General features: G+C 41.4%; 16 protein-coding genes and 2 pseudogenes. 16 read left to right on the forward strand and 2 right to left on the reverse strand.

All coding sequences use genetic code 11. The features are described 5' to 3' along the window. Window positions 1-73 precede the first annotated feature (73 nt). Complete coding sequence (locus LJE12_RS13085; protein WP_227292224.1) at window positions 74-901, reverse strand: polysaccharide deacetylase family protein; 828 nt, start codon at window positions 899-901, stop codon at window positions 74-76. A 1,160-nt stretch (window positions 902-2,061) separates the two neighbouring features. Between LJE12_RS13085 and eno the strand changes: the two genes are divergently transcribed. The 10 genes from eno (at window position 2,062) to LJE12_RS13135 (ending at window position 11,837) form a co-directional block, all read left to right on the forward strand. Next, entirely contained in the window at window positions 2,062-3,399 is a 1,338-nt protein-coding gene (gene eno / locus LJE12_RS13090) for a phosphopyruvate hydratase (RefSeq protein ID WP_025580319.1), read from the forward strand. An 87-nt stretch (window positions 3,400-3,486) separates the two neighbouring features. Beyond that, window positions 3,487-3,723, forward strand: coding sequence for a preprotein translocase subunit SecG (gene secG / locus LJE12_RS13095; RefSeq protein WP_008707669.1), 237 nt, complete (start codon window positions 3,487-3,489; stop codon window positions 3,721-3,723). Between the two features lie 104 nt (window positions 3,724-3,827). After that, entirely contained in the window at window positions 3,828-6,095 is a 2,268-nt protein-coding gene (gene rnr, locus LJE12_RS13100) for a ribonuclease R (protein WP_025580320.1), read from the forward strand. Between the two features lie 75 nt (window positions 6,096-6,170). Next, window positions 6,171-6,641, forward strand: a complete 471-nt coding sequence (smpB, locus tag LJE12_RS13105; protein WP_025580321.1) for an SsrA-binding protein SmpB — start codon at window positions 6,171-6,173, stop codon at window positions 6,639-6,641. Between the two features lie 154 nt (window positions 6,642-6,795). Beyond that, complete coding sequence (locus LJE12_RS13110) at window positions 6,796-7,386, forward strand: cytidylate kinase-like family protein (protein WP_025580323.1); 591 nt, start codon at window positions 6,796-6,798, stop codon at window positions 7,384-7,386. A gap of 312 nt (window positions 7,387-7,698) precedes the next feature. Then, window positions 7,699-8,799, forward strand: coding sequence for a hypothetical protein (locus LJE12_RS13115; RefSeq protein ID WP_055058724.1), 1,101 nt, complete (start codon window positions 7,699-7,701; stop codon window positions 8,797-8,799). Window positions 8,800-8,879: 80 nt separating this feature from the next. Beyond that, complete coding sequence (pyrH, locus tag LJE12_RS13120) at window positions 8,880-9,575, forward strand: UMP kinase (protein ID WP_008707658.1); 696 nt, start codon at window positions 8,880-8,882, stop codon at window positions 9,573-9,575. A gap of 69 nt (window positions 9,576-9,644) precedes the next feature. Next, complete coding sequence (gene frr, locus LJE12_RS13125; protein ID WP_008707656.1) at window positions 9,645-10,196, forward strand: ribosome recycling factor; 552 nt, start codon at window positions 9,645-9,647, stop codon at window positions 10,194-10,196. Between the two features lie 114 nt (window positions 10,197-10,310). Further along, on the forward strand, window positions 10,311-11,039 hold the full coding sequence (locus LJE12_RS13130) for an isoprenyl transferase (RefSeq protein WP_319792459.1): 729 nt from the start codon (window positions 10,311-10,313) through the stop codon (window positions 11,037-11,039). Between the two features lie 3 nt (window positions 11,040-11,042). Next, a complete protein-coding gene (locus LJE12_RS13135; protein ID WP_008707654.1) occupies window positions 11,043-11,837 on the forward strand; it encodes a phosphatidate cytidylyltransferase in 795 nt (264 codons plus the stop codon). Here the strand turns inward: LJE12_RS13135 and LJE12_RS20715 are convergent. Then, window positions 11,800-11,967, reverse strand: a pseudogene (locus tag LJE12_RS20715) (DUF6783 domain-containing protein). The gene LJE12_RS13135 and the pseudogene LJE12_RS20715 sit on opposite strands and share 38 nt — an antisense overlap. Between LJE12_RS20715 and LJE12_RS20720 the strand changes: the two are divergent. The 6 genes and pseudogenes from LJE12_RS20720 to LJE12_RS13160 all read left to right on the forward strand — a co-directional run. Next, window positions 11,905-12,078 (forward strand): annotated as a pseudogene (locus LJE12_RS20720) (DUF6783 domain-containing protein); the annotation flags it as partial. The pseudogenes LJE12_RS20715 and LJE12_RS20720 sit on opposite strands and share 63 nt — an antisense overlap. Window positions 12,079-12,111: 33 nt before the next feature. After that, a complete protein-coding gene (gene dxr / locus LJE12_RS13140) occupies window positions 12,112-13,254 on the forward strand; it encodes a 1-deoxy-D-xylulose-5-phosphate reductoisomerase (RefSeq protein ID WP_008707653.1) in 1,143 nt (380 codons plus the stop codon). 1 nt (window position 13,255) lies between these two features. Then, window positions 13,256-14,551: an RIP metalloprotease RseP gene (gene rseP, locus LJE12_RS13145; protein WP_008707652.1), complete on the forward strand. Its 1,296-nt coding sequence runs from the start codon at window positions 13,256-13,258 to the stop codon at window positions 14,549-14,551. Between the two features lie 367 nt (window positions 14,552-14,918). Beyond that, complete coding sequence (locus LJE12_RS13150) at window positions 14,919-16,388, forward strand: sensor domain-containing diguanylate cyclase (protein ID WP_055058722.1); 1,470 nt, start codon at window positions 14,919-14,921, stop codon at window positions 16,386-16,388. A gap of 24 nt (window positions 16,389-16,412) precedes the next feature. Further along, on the forward strand, window positions 16,413-17,144 hold the full coding sequence (locus LJE12_RS13155) for a DUF554 domain-containing protein (protein ID WP_022380718.1): 732 nt from the start codon (window positions 16,413-16,415) through the stop codon (window positions 17,142-17,144). A 250-nt stretch (window positions 17,145-17,394) separates the two neighbouring features. Beyond that, window positions 17,395-18,087, forward strand: coding sequence for a hypothetical protein (locus LJE12_RS13160; protein ID WP_055058721.1), 693 nt, complete (start codon window positions 17,395-17,397; stop codon window positions 18,085-18,087). Window positions 18,088-18,273 lie beyond the last annotated feature (186 nt).

Genomic DNA, 18,273 nt, shown 5'->3' on the forward strand with positions numbered 1-18,273 from the left:
GATTTTGGCATATTCATGCCAAAACACCTCGCGGGATAGTGGTGTGTGAACAGTATCGGAAAATGTTAAATGATCATAATTCATTCAGAGAATGAAAGGAATATCCCATCTCTTCCCATTTATCCAACAGTTCATCCAGAATCTGTGCATTAGTGGAAGAGGTGCTGTGTAGCAGTACAATAGCTCCCGGATGAATCCGTTTCGTCAGTTTTGAAATAGCTTCCTGCGGATCTGGCTGGTTATCCTGGTACCAGTCTACATAGGCAAGGCTCCAGAAAAATGTGTGATATCCCAGTTCTCTGGCCATAGACAGATTCTGTGTACTGTAGATGCCCTGTGGGGGGCGGTAAAATTTTGTCATTTCTTTTCCTGTAATTTCCCTGTAAATTTTTTCTACATCGGATAATTCTTTCTGAAAAGATTCTTTTGTGGAAATTTTTGACATATCCGGGTGCGTCATAGTATGATTGCCGACAATATGCCCTTCCGTTTCCATTCGTTTGATCAGATCTTTGTTTTCCGAAATGAAATTTCCAACCACAAAAAATGTAGCAGGTGCCTGATGTTTTTTCAGTGCATCCAAAATAGCAGGAGTATTTCCATTTTCAAAGCCTGCGTCAAAGGTGAGATAGATTTTCTTTTCTTCGGTATCTTCAGCAAAAAAGGCATTGTACTGAGCCAGTTCTTCTATCGTTGCATTTCCAACAGGACGTTTGCCTTCTTCCTGAAAACTGAGTCCCCAGTTGGAACTTTGGGCAGAAGCAGCAGTCTGTCTGGCAGTGTTGTGCGATACGATTTTTCCTATAGAGGAACCTATAAATGCACAAGCACAGAAAAGAAGAAAAATCTTGGTAAATCTGGAAGAGAAAATCCGAGTGGAAGATATGTATTTGAGATGCATAGAGAGTATTAACCTCAGAACGGAATGATATTAGTTTAATATATGAGAAAGAGGGGAACTATAGAAGCTGAATGACAAATAAAAGAGCCACAGATTTATATTTCATCGTGGCTCCTGTTAAGATTCTGTATCCAAGGGATGATACCTCACTTTCTGTAAAATAAATTATGAAATTGTATGAATTTGAATTATGAAATTAACGGTTCAACTTACTGTCCCATTGGTCTGTACCTTCCTTTTATAGTTTCATAGGGTAAATCGTTAAGTTTTCATTGGACTGTACCTTCTTCATGTAAATGAACGGTTACGTTTTATAATAGGGTAAATCGTTAACGTTTCATTGGACTGTACCTTCCTTATTTTGATTGAATGTCACTTTAAAAATAAGGTAAATCATTAAATTTCCATTGGACCGTACCTTCTTTAGAATGTTTAACTGTTACGTTCAAAATAAGATAAATCGTTAGGTTTCCATTGGACTGTACCTTCCTTGTTTGATAGGAACTACTTATAAAACTTAGTTGGATTTAAAAGCTTAAGTTCTTGGTGGTCCGTACCTACCTTTCTTATAAGTCATGAATTTGAAACTTTGCTATTCTGGTGGTCTGTACCTCGCTTTCTTAAATTATGAAGAAAAGATTATGTTTTCGGTGGTCTCACTCCTTTACTTTTTTGTTTTTCGTAATCCCTTTTGTTTTATGAACTTAATATAACAGATAAAGAATGAAATGTCAAGAATAAAAATAGAAAATTTGCAAAAATATTTAAAAGATAATATTAAAATTATTTGTATTGATAAAATATTCTGAAAATAATAATGGATATAGACAATGCATAGCTGGAAGCATATTGGGTAAAAATATGATTGTAAAGATATACAAGTCAAATTACGTTACTGTTCACGCCGTTCTCAGTGACGTATTTTGACTAGTACATCGTTTTCGAAATAACTATACCACTCACTTGTCTGCGAATCCGATTGCACAGGTCTAAAAGCCTCAGCGTAGCCCGCTACGCCTGCGTTTTTATACCAGCACACTCGAATCCGCATCCTACGCGATTGGTATAGTTATTTACGAAACGCTGTACTTGAGGTTTAACTGTAACTGTGAAAATATGGAACAGTTACCGGTTTATTAAAATGATCAGGAGGTTCTAATATGTTACGTTATCTGCCTGTAAGAAGGGTTCATGCAAGACAGGTACTTGATTCCAGAGGAAATCCTACAGTGGAAGTAGAAGTAACAGTAGGAGAAGGTGTGATCGGGATAAATGGATATACGGGAAGGGCAATCGTCCCTTCGGGAGCTTCCACAGGAAAGTTCGAGGCAGTGGAGCTTCGTGACGGAGAAAAAGGTTGCTACACCGGACTTGGTGTCCGCAAAGCAGTGGAGAATGTAAATACAAAGCTGGCAGAAGCAATTCTTGGAGAAAATGCTCTGGATCAGTCCTATATTGATAAAAAAATCATAGAAACAGACGGCACAGACAATAAAAGTAATGTAGGGGCAAATGCGGCACTGGGAGTATCCCTGGCAGTAGCAAGGGCGGCAGCAGCAGCTCTTCGCGTTCCTTTATATCAGTATCTTGGCGGCTGCCATACCAGACAGATGCCTGTACCGATGATGAATATCTTAAATGGGGGACGTCACGCTGACAATACGGTGGATTTACAGGAATTCATGATCATGCCGACGGGAGCGGAAAATATGGAGCAGGCGATCCGAATGTGTGCGGAAGTATACCAGTTTCTCAGAATTATCCTGAAACAAAAAGGTCTGTCAACAGCAGTCGGGGATGAGGGAGGTTTTGCACCGGATCTTTCCGATTCAGAAAGCGTCCTGGAAGTGATTCTGGAAGCAGTAAAAAAGGCAGGGTATGAACCCGGAAAGGATATCAGCATTGCAATTGATGCTGCGGCAAGTGAACTGTACGATGAAGAAAGAGGCGTTTATGTTTTCCCCGGAGAAGGAAAAATGAAAGGGGAGGAAGTTCTCAGGGATTCCGGCGAGATGATAGAATATTATGAAAAACTTGCAGAGAAGTTCCCGATTGTTTCCATTGAAGATGGACTTGAGGAAGATGACTGGGAAGGCTGGAAACAGATGACAAAAAGACTGGGAGATAAAATACAGCTTGTAGGTGATGATCTGTTTGTCACGAATATCAAACGTCTTGCATGTGGTATCAAACTGGGAGCGGCAAATGCCATTCTGATAAAATTAAACCAGATAGGAACACTTTCAGAAGCATTGGACGCAGTGGAAATGGCACAGAAAGCGGGATACAGGGCAGTAATTTCTCACAGATCAGGAGAATCGGAAGATTCATTTATCGCAGATCTGGCAGTTGCCACAGGTGCCGGCCAGATTAAGACAGGTGCACCCTGCCGTTCGGACCGAAATGCCAAATATAACCAGCTTCTTCGTATCCATGAGGCCTTGGGAGAACTGGCAGTGTATGAAAATCCTTTTAAAGAAAATGAAAAAAATTGTTAAGAAACCTGACAAAAACTCTGAATTGTGGTTGAAATCCCAATCCGGCTATGTTACAATGAAACTCAGTTGATTAGGAGGTGTAACGAAGTGCAGATTATTAAGATCATTCTGAGTGTCATTTTCATAATAGATTGCATCGCTCTTACAGTAGTAGTTCTTATGCAGGAAGGTAAGCAGCAGGGACTTGGTGCTATCGCCGGAGCAGCAGAAACATACTGGGGTAAGAACAAAGGTCGTTCCATGGAGGGCGGACTTGTTAAGGCAACCACTATTATGGGAATTTTATTTTTTGTAATTTCTGTAGCATTAAATATGCTTGGTTAATCAGAAAAGAAATTTGAAACACTCTTGTTATGTGCAAGAGTGTTTTTTGTGTCATAAAGAGCTGAATCAGATAAAAGTCCTCTGCGGAGGCTGTGAGGAGTAATATGAGTAAAAAAGATATGGACAGAAGAAAAAAGTTTATCCTGGAACTGATGGGAGATCCTATTTATCAGCCAATGAGACTCCGCGAGATTTCTTCTCTTCTGAGACTTTCAAAAGAAGAGAAAAGAGAGCTGTATGATGTTCTGGACGAACTTTGCGAGGAAGGAAAGGTATCTGTAGACCGCAAGGGCAGATATGAAAAGGTCAAAGGAAAATGGAAAAAGAAAAAAGATGACCGTTATTACGATGACCGAAGAGAAGAATACGGATCAGAGTATGGTAGAAAGAAGAAAGATAAAAATAAAAAAGAGCAGCCGGAGGGAATCCAGGCTGAGGGAACCTTCATCGGACATCCCAAAGGTTTCGGCTTCGTAGAAATCGAAGGACAGGATGAGGATATCTTTATTCCTGAAAGTGATACAGGAACAGCCATGCATCAGGATAAAGTAAGGATCATCATCAGAGATGACAAAAAAGAGGGAAAACGCCAGGAAGGTGTAGTTGTGAAGGTTCTGGAACGTGGTATGCCTGAAATTGTAGGAACTTACCAGTTAAATCGGGATTTCGGTTTTGTGATCAGTGATAATCCGAAATTTTCCAAAGATATCTTCATTCCGAGAAAAGAAGCAGCAGGAATTAAAAATGGTGATAAAGTAATCGCGGTGATCACAGATTACGGCTCCGGAAATAAGAATCCTGAAGGAAAAATTAAGGAGAATCTGGGAAATATCCGAACACCGGGTACAGATATCCTGGCAATCGTCAAGAGCTTCGGAATCCCAAGTGAATTTCCTGAGAAAGTAATGAAGCAGGCTCAGCGTGTTCCGGATCATGTGCTGGATGCAGACAGAGATGGAAGGCTGGATCTGAGACATCTGCAGACAGTCACTATTGACGGCGAAGATGCCAAAGACCTGGATGATGCGATTTCCCTGACAAAAGAAGGGGATATCTATCATCTGGGAGTCCATATCGCAGATGTAAGCAACTATGTACAGTATAACAGTGCTCTGGACAGGGAAGCACTGAAACGTGGAACCAGTGTTTATCTGGCAGACCGCGTTGTGCCAATGCTGCCGGAACGTCTTTCCAATGGAATCTGTTCTCTGAATCAGGGAGAGGACAGACTGGCGTTGAGCTGCCTGATGGACATTAACGAAAAGGGTAAGGTAGTTTCCCATCAGATCGCGGAAACAGTGATTAACGTAAATGAGAGAATGTGCTATACTGATGTAAAGAACATTCTTGAGGACACAGACGAAGAAGCAAAGAAACGGTATGATGCACTTATCCCGATGTTCTTTATGATGAAAGAACTGTCCGGAATCTTACGAAACAGCCGCCATCACAGAGGTTCCATTGACTTTGATTTTCCGGAGAGCAAGATTATTCTCAATGCAGCAGGAAAAGCAATCGATGTTAAGCCATATGAAGCAAATGTGGCAACCAAAATCATTGAAGATTTCATGCTGATGGCAAATGAGACTGTGGCACAGGAATACTGCACAGAAGAGATTCCGTTTGTATACAGAACCCATGATAACCCGGATCCGGAGAAAGTGGAGAGTCTTCTGACATTACTTCACAATCAGGGTGTGAAGATTCAGAAAGCAAAAGAAGAAATCACGCCAAAAGAAATCCAGCAGATCATCGAAAGTATCGAAGGGCTTCCGAATGAAGCAATGATCAGCCGTCTGGTGTTGCGTTCCATGAAACAGGCGAAATATACAACAGAATGCAGCGGTCACTTTGGACTGGCAGCAAAATATTACTGCCATTTTACATCTCCGATCAGAAGATATCCTGATCTGCAGATCCACAGGATCATTAAGGATAACTTACGAGGCAGACTGATGCGTGAAGGCAGAACCGAACACTATGCTGAAATCCTTGATGAAGTTGCGAGGCAGTCCAGTGTATGCGAACGCCGCGCAGATGAGGCAGAGCGTGAATCAGACAAGCTGAAGAAAGCAGAATACATGTCCTACCATCTGGGAGAAGAGTTCGAGGGAATTATCTCAGGTGTTACCGGATGGGGGCTTTATGTGGAACTTCCGAATACTGTAGAGGGACTGGTTCATGTCAACACGCTGCGTGATGACTACTATGTTTTTGACCAGGAGAGCTATGAACTTCGCGGTGAGATGACAAAGAAAGTGTACAAGCTGGGAGATAAGGTTCGTGTCCGCGTGGCAGAGGCAGATAAGATGCTCAAGACTGTAGACTTTGAGCTGGTTTCTGATATCCGGGACGATGAAGAAGAGAATTAAATAAAAATGTATGGATACACTTCTGGTATTTGATGATGAAGAAGAGAGTTAAATAAAAATGGCTTGGAGGATATTATGGCAAAGAAAAAAGGAATGAAGTTGATTGCCAATAATAAAAAGGCATTTCATGATTATTTTATAGAAGATACTTATGAAGCCGGCATTGCCCTTGCAGGAACAGAGGTAAAATCCCTGCGCATGGGTAAGTGTAGTATTAAGGAATCCTTTATACGTGTGGAAAACGGAGAGGTTTACATCTACGGAATGCATATCAGCCCTTATGAAAAAGGCAATATTTTTAATAAAGATCCCCTGAGGATCCGTAAGCTGCTGCTTCACAGGTATGAGATCAACAAAATCGAAGCAAAGCTAAAAGAGAAAGGTCTGACGCTGGTACCTCTGAAAGTTTATTTCAAAGACAGTCTGGTAAAAGTAGAGATCGGAATGGCTCGAGGTAAGAAACTTTATGACAAGAGACAGGATATCGCAAAGAAAGACCAGAGAAGAGAAGCAGAACGTGACTTTAAGGTTAAGAATCTATATTGATAATATTACCAAATCCTTTGGCTCAAAATTGTGAAATGTTATGAAAAAATTAATGGATATTGCAAAAATATTCGAAAATTCGTATAATCTATCATATAGATAAAAAAATAACAATTCATTTTTCAGGCAGATGAGCTGAAAGGAGTGGTGCCCTATGAAAACAATCACGATCAGCAGACAGTATGGAAGCGGTGGAAGACACATTGCAGCTTTGCTTTCAGAAAAAATGGGAGTTCCCTGTTACGACAGTAAGCTTTTGCTGAAGGAAGCAGAGAGGCATGGAATCAGCCAGGAAATCATCAATGAATTTAAAGGCAAGACCAGTCTTCTCTATGCAATCGGAGTAATGATGTCGGAAGAATCGCAGGATAAAAAACGCCTGACAATTCCGGAGAAGATGTTTCATGCGCAAAAAGAGACAGTGAAGCGCCTGGCACAGGAAGGTCCATGTATTTTTGTGGGAAGATGTGCAGACCAGATCCTGAAAGATGATAATCAGCTGCTTCGTGTGTATATTTATGCATCTGATATGGAAGACCGTATTAAACGGATCAAGAAAAATAAGCATATTTCTCAGAGAGAGGCACTTGACAGAATTGCATATAAAGATCGTCAGAGAAGAGATTATTATAACTTTTATACAGGACATGAATGGGGCAAAATGGAAAACTATGATATCTGCCTGAATACTTCGGTTTTATCAGAGGAAGAATGTGTGGAACTTCTGATGAAGCTTGCAGAATAGAAATATATTAAATATGACCACAAAAGGATAAGAAAGGACTGCCAGAGTAACATGGCAGTCCTTTCTGTTGGAGTATCCGCTGATTACAGTGTGTGCTTCCTTTTGTGCAATAATATGAAGTAGGAAAAATGTGATTTTTTCATAAGAATGCGTCCGCAGGCAGAAACTTTAAAAACCTGAAAGTCTTAAAATTGTATGAAATCGGCAGAGGCTTAGTTGACAAGTTTTCGATACTCTGCAATAATAGGGAATTGAAAAAATGACATTGTTAAAAAGAAAAAAGATATTCCATATAGCAGGAGGGAATATATTATGAAGAAACGTTATTTAATACTGGCAGGTCTGTTAGTAATGACAGTGGCAGCTGCCGGATGTGGTAAGAAAAAGACAACAGAGACAGCACCTGTAGAGGTAACAGCTACCCCGACTCCTGAAGTAACCAAGGCAGTCGATATGGTGGATATGCAGCAGACAGCAGATGAAGACATAAAGAATGTAATGGGGGAGAAAACTTCCACAGCATCTAAGATTGTGTTTGTAAATAATACAGGGGATGACATCCAGTCACTCTATATCCGGACTCATGTGGATGAAGACAGTGAGGATTATGATGCAGACGAGGATGGAGGATGGGGAGATGATCTCATCAATGGAATGTTTACCCTGACAGATAAGGACAAGGCACTGTATTATATGCAGACTGCAAATACACAGACATCAGGTACACAGACATCAGGTACACAGACATCAGGTACACAGACATCAGATACACAGACAACATCCAACAAGAGTACAGCTTCCTATGATATCCGTATTGCATATGCTGATGAGGACAAGAATGAATGCTTTTTCCGCGATATTCCGCTTGGAACAATTTCGCAGATTACGTTATGTATGGATGGCACAGATGATGATGCGATCCCATATGCAAAATATCTGACAGGTACATCAACAAAAGAAGTATCCACGCTTGATGCGGTAAAGGAACGTCTTGGCATTACAGATGACAGTGAGTCAGAATCAGATTCCACAGACGACAGTGATAAGAAGTCTGCAGATAATTCTGATTCCACAGATAGTAACAACAGTTCTGATCAGAATAATAACAGTGGCAATGGAACCGGGGATAATTCAGATGATCCGGGCAATGGAGGAAACTCAGACGATCCGGGTACTAATGATAATCCGGGCAGTAACGATGATCCGGGAAATGGCGGCGATATGATTTCCACAGCAGAACAGTATATCGGTCAGTCTCTGGATGCACTGGAAGGCGCATGCGGTTCTCCACAGGGCAGCAGCTATGAGGATGATCCTGAGACAGGTAAAACAGGATTCCATTATTACAGCAATTTCACAGTTTCTACAACAGTTGATGAAAATGGTAATGAAATTGTTGCCGGAATATGGTAGAATAGAACTACGAATGTAACAGAGGAGGTATTCCGATCCTCTGTTACCTGCGATAAAATTAATTTCAGGAGACAGTTACTATGAAACGTGTATTATTAAAATTAAGCGGTGAAGCCCTTGCCGGTGAGAAGAAGACCGGATTTGACGAGGCGACTGTTATTGAAGTTGCAAAGCAGATCAGGACAATTGCTGAGGAAGGACTGGAAATCGGCATCGTGATCGGCGGAGGTAATTTCTGGAGAGGACGCACCAGTGAGACTATCGACAGGAATAAGGCTGATCAGATTGGTATGCTTGCAACAGTTATGAACTGTATTTATGTATCTGATATCTGCAGATACCTTGGATTAAAGACAGAAATCTTTACACCATTTGTATGCGGTGCATTTACAAGCCTTTACTCTAAGGATGCAGTGGAAGCAAGCTTTGCACAGGGCAAGATCGTATTTTTTGCAGGCGGTACAGGACATCCTTACTTCTCCACAGATACAGCCACTGTACTTCGCGCAGTAGAGATCGAAGCAGAAGCAATCCTTCTTGCAAAAGCTGTTGACGGAATTTATGACAGTGATCCGAAGACAAACCCGAATGCAGTAAAATATGATGAAATTTCCATTGAAGAAGTAGTTGCAAAGAAACTGGCAGCTATGGATCTGACAGCATCGATCATGTGTATGGAACAGAAGATGCCGATGCTGGTATTTGCACTGGATGAAAAAGACAGCATCATCAATGCAGTACATGGCAAATTTGTCGGAACTAAGGTTACTGTATAAGTAAGGCTTATAAGTCAGTTTACAGAGAAAGTGTAATATAAAAACTATAAAAAGAGGGAGACGAACCTAATGGATGAGAGAATTCAGAAATATGAAGAGAAGATGAAAAAGACACTGGCAAGTCTTGAGAGCGAACTGGTTACAATTCGTGCAGGACGTGCGAACCCGCATATCCTTGACAAACTCGCCGTAGATTATTACGGAGCTCCGACACCTCTTCAGCAGGTGGCAAATATCACTGTCCCGGAAGCTCGTATGATCCAGATCCAGCCATGGGAAAGCAGCCTGATCAAAGGAATTGAGAAAGCAATCCTTACCTCTGACCTTGGATTAAATCCAAGCAACGATGGTAAAGTAATCCGCCTTGTATTCCCGGAACTTACAGAGGAACGCCGTAAGGAACTGGTTAAAGATGTCAAGAAAAAAGGCGAAGCAGCCAAAGTAGCAGTCCGCAACATTCGTCGTGATGCAAATGATGCATTTAAGAAACTTGCAAAACAGGATGTATCTGAGGATGAAATCAAAGAACTTGAGGAGAAAATCCAGAAGAGCACAGATAAATATATCAAAGAAGTTGATGCGGCAGTGGATGCAAAGAGCAAAGAAATCATGACCGTATAAGGGAAACGAAAAGGAGAGCTCCATGAATGCGGGCTCTCTTTTTATCTGAATGAGATAATGGACCGGAAACTGTGGTTCATTATGATGAGACAGTAAGGTTAAAGGAATAACAGGATAAGAAAAGGAAACAAGAGTATGAATGTACCAAATCATATTGCCATTATTCTGGATGGTAATGGACGCTGGGCGAAGGCAAAGGGAATGCCCAGAAGCTACGGACATGTGAAGGGCTGTGCAAATCTGGAAACAGTCTGTGACTATATGAAGGAGCTGGGAGTTAAATATGTGACTGTATATGCTTTTTCCACAGAGAACTGGAAACGTTCCAAAGATGAGGTGGACGGTCTGATGAAACTGTTCCGAAGTTATCTGAAAAAATGTATTAAACTGGCAGATAAGAACAAAATGCGTGTCCGGGTGATCGGAGAGGTTTCGGCATTTGATCAGGATATTCAGGAAAGTATTGCACGTCTGGAACAATATTCTCAGAAATATGATGAAATCTATTTCCAGATTGCATTAAACTACGGCAGCAGAGATGAGATCATAAGAGGTATCCGCAAACTTGCGCAGGATGTTGCAGATGGAAAAGTAAAGCCGGAAGAAATTGATGAGCATGTTTTTGACAATTACCTGGATACGGCAGGAATCCCTGATCCGGATCTGATGATCCGCACAAGCGGTGAATTGAGACTTTCCAATTTTCTGTTATGGCAGATGGCTTATACAGAATTTTATTTCACAGATGTGGCATGGCCGGATTTTAATAAAGCAGAGCTGATTAAGGCTATTGAGAAATATAATCAGAGAGACAGAAGATACGGCGGAGTTAAGGAGGAGTAAAGAATGTTTAAGACAAGACTCTTAAGCGGAATCCTGCTTGTGATTATTGCGCTTGCCACTATTATCAGCGGTGATTATGTGCTGTTTTTCACACTTCTTGCGGTTTCTCTCATTGGAATGAGAGAATTGTACAGAGCAATGAAGGTGCAGGATGAGAAGATAAATCTGCTGGCAGCAGCAGGCTATTTAGGCGCAGTATTATATTATCTGGCAGTACTGCTTGATTTTGAGAGGTATGGAGTGCTGGCAATCATTTTCGGACTTGTGCTGCTCATGTTTGTATACGTGTTCACTTATCCAACCTATGAGGCAGGGCAGGTAATGCCTGCACTGTTTGGTATTGTGTATGTGGCAGTTATGTTGTCGTTTATTTATCTTACCAGAGAGCTTCCCGGTGGAAAGTTCCACGTATGGCTGATCTTTCTGTGCTCATGGGGATGTGATACCTGCGCATATTGTGTGGGAATGCTGATCGGTAAACATAAAATGGCACCTGTCCTCAGCCCTAAGAAATCTGTGGAGGGAGCTGTGGGTGGTGTGGCAGGAGCTGCACTTCTTGGTGTGATCTATGCAGCAGCCACTCAGGGACCGATGCTGGAATATGCTGTGATCTGTGCAATCGGAGCACTGATCTCCATGGTAGGCGATCTGGCTGCATCTGCGATCAAGAGAAATCAGGGGATTAAAGATTATGGAAAATTAATTCCGGGACATGGAGGAATCCTTGACAGATTCGACAGTGTGATCTTCACAGCACCGGTTATTTATTTCCTCTCTCTTGTGATGATTGAGATCTAGAGCGTGTCTGAAAAATCATTCCCGCAATCTGCACGCCCCACTTTGCGGGATATTTCACCCGAATTCAGTTGCCGTAGCCCGCTACGGCGCCCTCATCCGGGCAAAATATCCCACAAATTGTGACGCACATCTTGCAGAAAGCCTTTTTCAGACGCGCTCTAACGGAGCATATATTCTTCTGATATACATGTTTACAGTATTTTCTGATATGAGAACTGTCAGGTCAGAAGTAATTTTATAAAATTGTTGTATAAGTATTGAAATGAGGTACAATATGAAAAAAGTAGCAGTCTTAGGTTCTACAGGTTCGATCGGAACACAGACACTGGATGTGGTACGTGCAAATGATGACCTGGAAGTAGTTGGTCTTGCAGCAGGCAGCAATGTAGAAATGCTGGAGAAGCAGATACGTGAATTTCATCCCAGACTTGTTGCAGTCTGGAAAGAAGAGGCAGCCAGAGATCTGGCAGTACGTGTGCAGGATCTGGATGTAAAAATCGTAAGCCAGATGGGTGGTCTTATCGAACTTGCCAGAATGGAAGAATCAGACATTCTGGTGACCGCTATCGTAGGAATGATAGGAATCAGACCAACTATGGAAGCAATCCTTGCAGGTAAGGATATTGCTCTGGCAAATAAGGAAACACTGGTAACAGCCGGACATTTGATCATGCCGCTGGCAAAGCAGTTCGGTGTGCAGATCCTGCCTGTAGACAGCGAGCACAGTGCTATTTTCCAGGCACTTCATGGAGAGAAAAGAGAGCAGATACATAAACTGCTCATCACTGCATCCGGCGGTCCTTTCCGCGGAAAGAAAACAGCAGATCTGGAGAAGGTGACTCTGGAGGATACGCTGAAGCATCCGAACTGGGTAATGGGACAGAAGATTACAGTGGATTCTGCAACTCTGGTAAATAAAGGTCTGGAAGTTATGGAAGCCAGATGGCTTTTTGATGTAGATCTGGATCATATTCAGGTTGTGGTTCAGCCGCAGAGTATTATCCACTCTATGGTGGAATTCGAGGACGGTGCAGTGATGGCACAGCTTGGAACACCGGATATGAGACTTCCGATACAGTATGCATTATGCTACCCGGACAGAAGATTTTTAAAAGGCGACAGACTGGATTTTCATATGTTGAAGCAGATCACCTTTGAGGAGCCGGACAGGAAAACTTTTAAAGGTCTTCCAATGGCGGTGGAAGCGGCAAGGGCAGGCGGCAGTATGCCAACCGTTTTTAATGCTGCAAATGAGCTGGCAGTCCGCAAATTCCTTCAGAAAAAAATCAGCTTTCTGGATATTTACGAGATTATCGGGCAGTCTATGAGCAGACATACAGCAGTAAAGGATCCGGACCTGGATCAGATTCTGGAGATTGAGAAAGAAACTTATCGTTGGATTGAAAGCAGGTGGTAGATTGAAAATTATTATTGCAATTGTCATATTCAGTGCAATCATTCTCTTTCATGAGCTGGGACATTTTCTTTTTGCAAAGCTGAATAAGATCGTGGTCACAGAATTCTCTTTGGGAATGGGACCAAGACTTTACAGTTTTGAGAAAGGAGATACCAGATATTCACTGAAACTTCTTCCTATCGGTGGCTCCTGTGCCATGCTGGGGGAGGATACGGACATAGAGAATGAACCGGGAACTTTTAACAGTGCGTCTGTGTGGGGCAGGATTTCTGTAGTTGCCGCAGGACCGGTATTTAACTTTATCATGGCATTTGTATTGTCTGTGATCATTGTAGGTGCTGTAGGATATGAACCATCCAGAGTTCTTTCCGTAAAGGAAGGTTCTGCGGCTGAGGCGGCAGGACTGAAAGAGGGAGATATTATTACCGGTTATCAGGGATATCACATTGATCTGGGAAAAGATCTCTATGTATATTCCTATCTGAACCAGCTGAAAGAGGGAGATACCATTAACCTGACTGTTAAGCGTGATGGAAAGAAGATGGACATTTCCTATAAGTCGGATACAAATGTGAGATACCTTCTGGGCTGCAATTTCAACGGGGATGATACTTCTGCCATGACAGTGGAATCTGTAATGGATGGAATGCCGTTGCAGGAAGCAGGGATTCAGCAGGGAGATGTGATCACATCCATTAATGGAGTGAAGATTACAAATGCAGCAGATTACCAGAAATATATTCAGGAGAATCCGCTGACAGAAAAGTCTGTAAAGATTACCTATTCCAGGGACGGACAGGAATATGATATTACGGTTACACCAAAAGAATACCGTACGGCAGAATCAGGATTTACCTACAATATGTATTCTGAAAAAGCAAAAGGGCTGAATGTAGTCAAATATGGTGCCGTAGAAGTAAAATATATGGTACGTACAACGATTCTCAGCCTGAAAGAGCTGGTCAGCGGAAAGCTTGGAATGAAAGATCTGAGTGGTCCGGTCGGAATTGTGGATGCAATCGGAACTACGTATGAGGAAAGCAAAAGCGAAGGAACCATGATCCTGTGGATGAATATGCTTAATCTGGCAGTTCTGCTCTCTGCAAACCTTGGAGTTATGAACCTCCTTCCGTTTCCGGCACTGGACGGTGGACGGCTGGTATTCCTTGTCATAGAGGCAATCCGCAGAAAACCGATTAACAGACAGGTGGAGGGCGGCATCCATTTCGCAGGGCTGATGCTGTTGATGGCGCTGATGGTATTTGTTATGTATAATGATATTGTTAAGCTGATCTGATCATCTGGCATACCAGTGTGGGTTTGAAAAAATCTCCCATAAAATGTGACGCATATCTTGTGTAAAGCATTTTTTAAACACACTTTAGAACCAATGTAATGTATATGATTAAAAAGACAGATATCTTGAAAGAAAATAGAGAGTCTGTCTTTTTTTGACGAAAATTTGACGATTTATCTGGATTTTCACAGTTCGATTTGATATATTAAAATTGTCCTGAAGGTTTAAGCGACAGATATATGTATTACACAAATCTGTTACAGAGGATTAACAGTGAAAGTATTTTGAACGCAGTTTCGGGAAAGTGTGTGTATAATGTAACCCAACAAAAGACAAACAGAAAAATGTGGGGTGAAAGGAGATGTTTATGAGAAAGAAAAATGAAATCACTGAGTATGTAGCTGCTGCTCTTATATTTGTGTGTGCGGTAGCAGTAAGTCTGGGCATATTTCTGGTATGCACGCAGAATTCTATTGAGCGTAACTCGCAGAAAGTAATTAAGACGAATGTTTCCAGACAGAGTGAACATATTAAAGCAATTTTGGATATTCATTATGGATATCTGAGGGGTATAGCAAAAGAGATTGGAAAATCCGAAGAACTTGTGTCGGATGAAAATATGGAAATGTTAATATCGCTTGAAGAGGAAACTGCTTTAGAGCGTACAGCACTGATTGAAGCAGATGGTACGGCTCATTATGATAACGGAGCAGAGAAGAATGTATCTTTGAGGAGATATTTTAAGGAAGGAATGGAGGGAAAAGAAACACTAAGCGATCCACTGGAGAGCAGCGTAGATAAAGAAACCCGTGTAATTCTGGGCGTACCGGTCTGGAAAAACGGAAAAGTGATAGGAGTTCTGGGTGGTTCTTATAACGTAACTGCATTAAGCCGTATGCTGTTTAACGATTTCTTTGAAGATGTAGGATATACACTGATTACTACCAGTGATGGTGAGATTATTGCGTATGATGGTGATTTTGCCTATCATGAGATTGAATATGGCGATAACTTCTTTGAATTTTATGATGATCAGACACTTATTTTTGATTCGTCCCTGACAGAAGTGAAAAAAGATTTTACAGTGGGTGCCGATGGACTGATGAAAATAAGAATTGGAAATGATTATAATTCAGACCGTTATCTGGCCTATACAGATATGGGATTGAATGACTGGATGATTTGTTATGTTATCCCTGTTTCTGAAGCGCAGAAATCTTATAACTTTGTACGAAGATATGAACTGATTTTTACAATCGGGTTTTGTGTTATGGTAAGCATGTTGTTCCTTTGGGGATTTGTTAAGAACAGATCAAAGGATAAACAGCTTATTCAGGCAGCAGAGACAGATGCACTGACCAGCGCGTACAATAAGAGAAGTACAGAAGAACGGATCCATAATGTTCTGCAGGAACACCCGCAGGAACCGGGAACTTTTGTGATCATGGATGTGGATCATTTTAAGGAAGTAAATGATATATATGGACACATTACAGGGGACAAAGTCCTGCACAAATTTGGTGAAGTGCTTCATGAACATTTTCGTGAAGGAGATATTGTTGGCAGGATTGGTGGTGATGAATTTGTAGTATATATGAGGAAAACGGACAGCAGAGAAGTTGCTGTTTCCAGAATCGAAAGTCTGATAAAAAAGGTTGAAGAATTATCGTTTACGGAAATGAATGGAAAGAATATTACCATTAGTGCCGGAATGGCATTTGCTCCGGAACATGGAACAGGATATCTTGATCTGTATAAAAATGCAGATACTGCACTATATAAGACAAAACAGAATGGCAGAGATGGGTATAATATTTACGAAGAAGAAAAAAGATAAAGATAAAGGAGAGAGAAAAAGGTTATGCCTATTGGAATAATTATCAATGCATTATCCATAGTTATCGGCGGAATCCTGGGGGCTCTTGTGGGGCACAAATTAAGTCCGAAATTCAAAGAGGATATTACCCTTGTATTCGGGGTATGTTCTATGGGAATGGGAATCAGCACCATCGGTCTGATGGAAAATATGCCGGCGGTTATTTTTTCTGTTGTGATCGGTACGGGAATCGGACTTGCGATTCATCTTGGAGAAAGGATTAATGCCGGTGCCGGTGTTATGCAGCGTGTGATCGGCAAATTTATCAAGAATTCAAATTCAGAGCTTTCTGAGGATGAGTTTATGAATACACTGGTGACGATCATCGTATTATTCTGTGCAAGCGGAACAGGAATCTATGGCTCTATCGTATCCGGAATGAGCGGGGATCATTCAGTGCTGATCTCCAAATCTATTCTGGATTTATTTACAGCAGCTATTTTTGCCTGCAGCCTGGGAATGGTAGTGTGTATGATCGCCATTCCGCAGGTGATCATTTTCCTGATCCTGTTCTTTGCAGCAACGGCGATTTTCCCGTTGACTACACCGGGCATGATCAATGACTTTAAAGCCTGTGGCGGGTTTCTGATGCTTGCAACCGGTTTTCGTATGGTGAAGCTGAAGAACTTCCCAACTGCGGACATGATACCGGCGATGGTGCTGATCATGCCTATGTCATGGTTCTGGGTGACTTACGTACTGCCGTTAGTATCATAAGTTAAGCTGGCAGATTTTCATTTCTGAGTTCAGAAACGGAGATCTGCTTCTTTTTAGGTCAATTACAATCAAAGTTATAGATGACTGTAATGGCGCTTATAAAAAACTAACCAATAGTTAATAGAAAATTTCTTCCTGATATTGTATTGTAAATATATAATAAATCTGAAAAAAATATCAGGTGTATCAAAAGTATTTCCTGATATTTGCCTGAAACTATAATGGCACATCAAGAGAGGAGGAGATTTTTATGAGTATGAAAAATCGATTTGCAGGAAAATGTAGAAGTTATCTGGTATTTTTTCTTCTGGCGGCAGTTGCAGCACTTTTATTTTTCCCAAGGGTAGCATCGGCTGCTGCCAAGCCAACTGCCAAACAGCTTAAAGTAACCTACAGAGGATTCGAATATGACAATGATACAGCAAAGTTATATCTGAAGCTGAGTCTGAAAAATACTTCGAGTTACACGATTACAAAAGTGAAGATGGGATATGAGATACCTATTATGGAGGATGGAACCATAACCCAGACCTTCAGTGTAACGATCAATCCCGGAAAGACAGTGAATAAGACGGTTTATATTGGAAAAATGACTCAGCAGCCATATAAAGCGCCGAAGGTAAAATGCTTATCGTTCTGGTATAAGTCAGCGATACCTAAGCTAAACCAGCTCAAAGTCAGCTACAAGGGATATGAGTACAATCCGAACACAGGAGAGCTGTATATAACTGCCCGTATGCAGAACACTTCCAGTTATACGATTACAAAGGTAACGATGTATTTTGAGATACCACTGGATGAAACTGCAACACCGACCAAAACCTACAATGTAAATATTCCGGCCGGAAAGACAAAAAATTACAGGTTTAAAATCGGAAGGATGGCAGATGCTCCGGATGGAAAGGTACTGGTGAAATGTAAGAAATTCTGGTATAAGAAATAACAAATGAAATTGTGATATCAGACAGGCAGCCATTGTGAGATACTCTAAACAGTACCGCAATGGCTGCTGTTTTGTTATGCTTAGGAAATTACGTCGGAATTGTTATAATTAGGTACATTTTAGCATAAATAATTCCTGTCTGAAATAAAAATTGCTGTTATTATTTCTGGCTTAGTCGGGCTCGAA

This window comes from Blautia sp. DFI.6.71, assembly GCF_020593585.1.
GTDB classification, from domain to species: domain Bacteria; phylum Bacillota; class Clostridia; order Lachnospirales; family Lachnospiraceae; genus Blautia_A; species Blautia_A wexlerae.

What these genes read in the sequence shown, in the direction of transcription:
- dxr (WP_008707653.1), top strand. Translation starts at nt 12,112, where the DNA reads ATGAAAAAAGTAGCAGTCTTAGGTTCTACAGGTTCGATCGGAACACAG.
- rnr (WP_025580320.1), top strand. Translation starts at nt 3,828, where the DNA reads ATGAGTAAAAAAGATATGGACAGAAGAAAAAAGTTTATCCTGGAACTG.
- LJE12_RS13150 (WP_055058722.1), top strand. Translation starts at nt 14,919, where the DNA reads ATGAGAAAGAAAAATGAAATCACTGAGTATGTAGCTGCTGCTCTTATA.
- smpB (WP_025580321.1), top strand. Translation starts at nt 6,171, where the DNA reads ATGGCAAAGAAAAAAGGAATGAAGTTGATTGCCAATAATAAAAAGGCA.
- frr (WP_008707656.1), top strand. Translation starts at nt 9,645, where the DNA reads ATGGATGAGAGAATTCAGAAATATGAAGAGAAGATGAAAAAGACACTG.
- LJE12_RS13160 (WP_055058721.1), top strand. Translation starts at nt 17,395, where the DNA reads ATGAGTATGAAAAATCGATTTGCAGGAAAATGTAGAAGTTATCTGGTA.
- eno (WP_025580319.1), top strand. Translation starts at nt 2,062, where the DNA reads ATGTTACGTTATCTGCCTGTAAGAAGGGTTCATGCAAGACAGGTACTT.
- pyrH (WP_008707658.1), top strand. Translation starts at nt 8,880, where the DNA reads ATGAAACGTGTATTATTAAAATTAAGCGGTGAAGCCCTTGCCGGTGAG.
- LJE12_RS13085 (WP_227292224.1), bottom strand. Translation starts at nt 901, where the DNA reads ATGCATCTCAAATACATATCTTCCACTCGGATTTTCTCTTCCAGATTT.
- LJE12_RS13135 (WP_008707654.1), top strand. Translation starts at nt 11,043, where the DNA reads ATGTTTAAGACAAGACTCTTAAGCGGAATCCTGCTTGTGATTATTGCG.
- LJE12_RS13155 (WP_022380718.1), top strand. Translation starts at nt 16,413, where the DNA reads ATGCCTATTGGAATAATTATCAATGCATTATCCATAGTTATCGGCGGA.
- LJE12_RS13115 (WP_055058724.1), top strand. Translation starts at nt 7,699, where the DNA reads ATGAAGAAACGTTATTTAATACTGGCAGGTCTGTTAGTAATGACAGTG.
- LJE12_RS13110 (WP_025580323.1), top strand. Translation starts at nt 6,796, where the DNA reads ATGAAAACAATCACGATCAGCAGACAGTATGGAAGCGGTGGAAGACAC.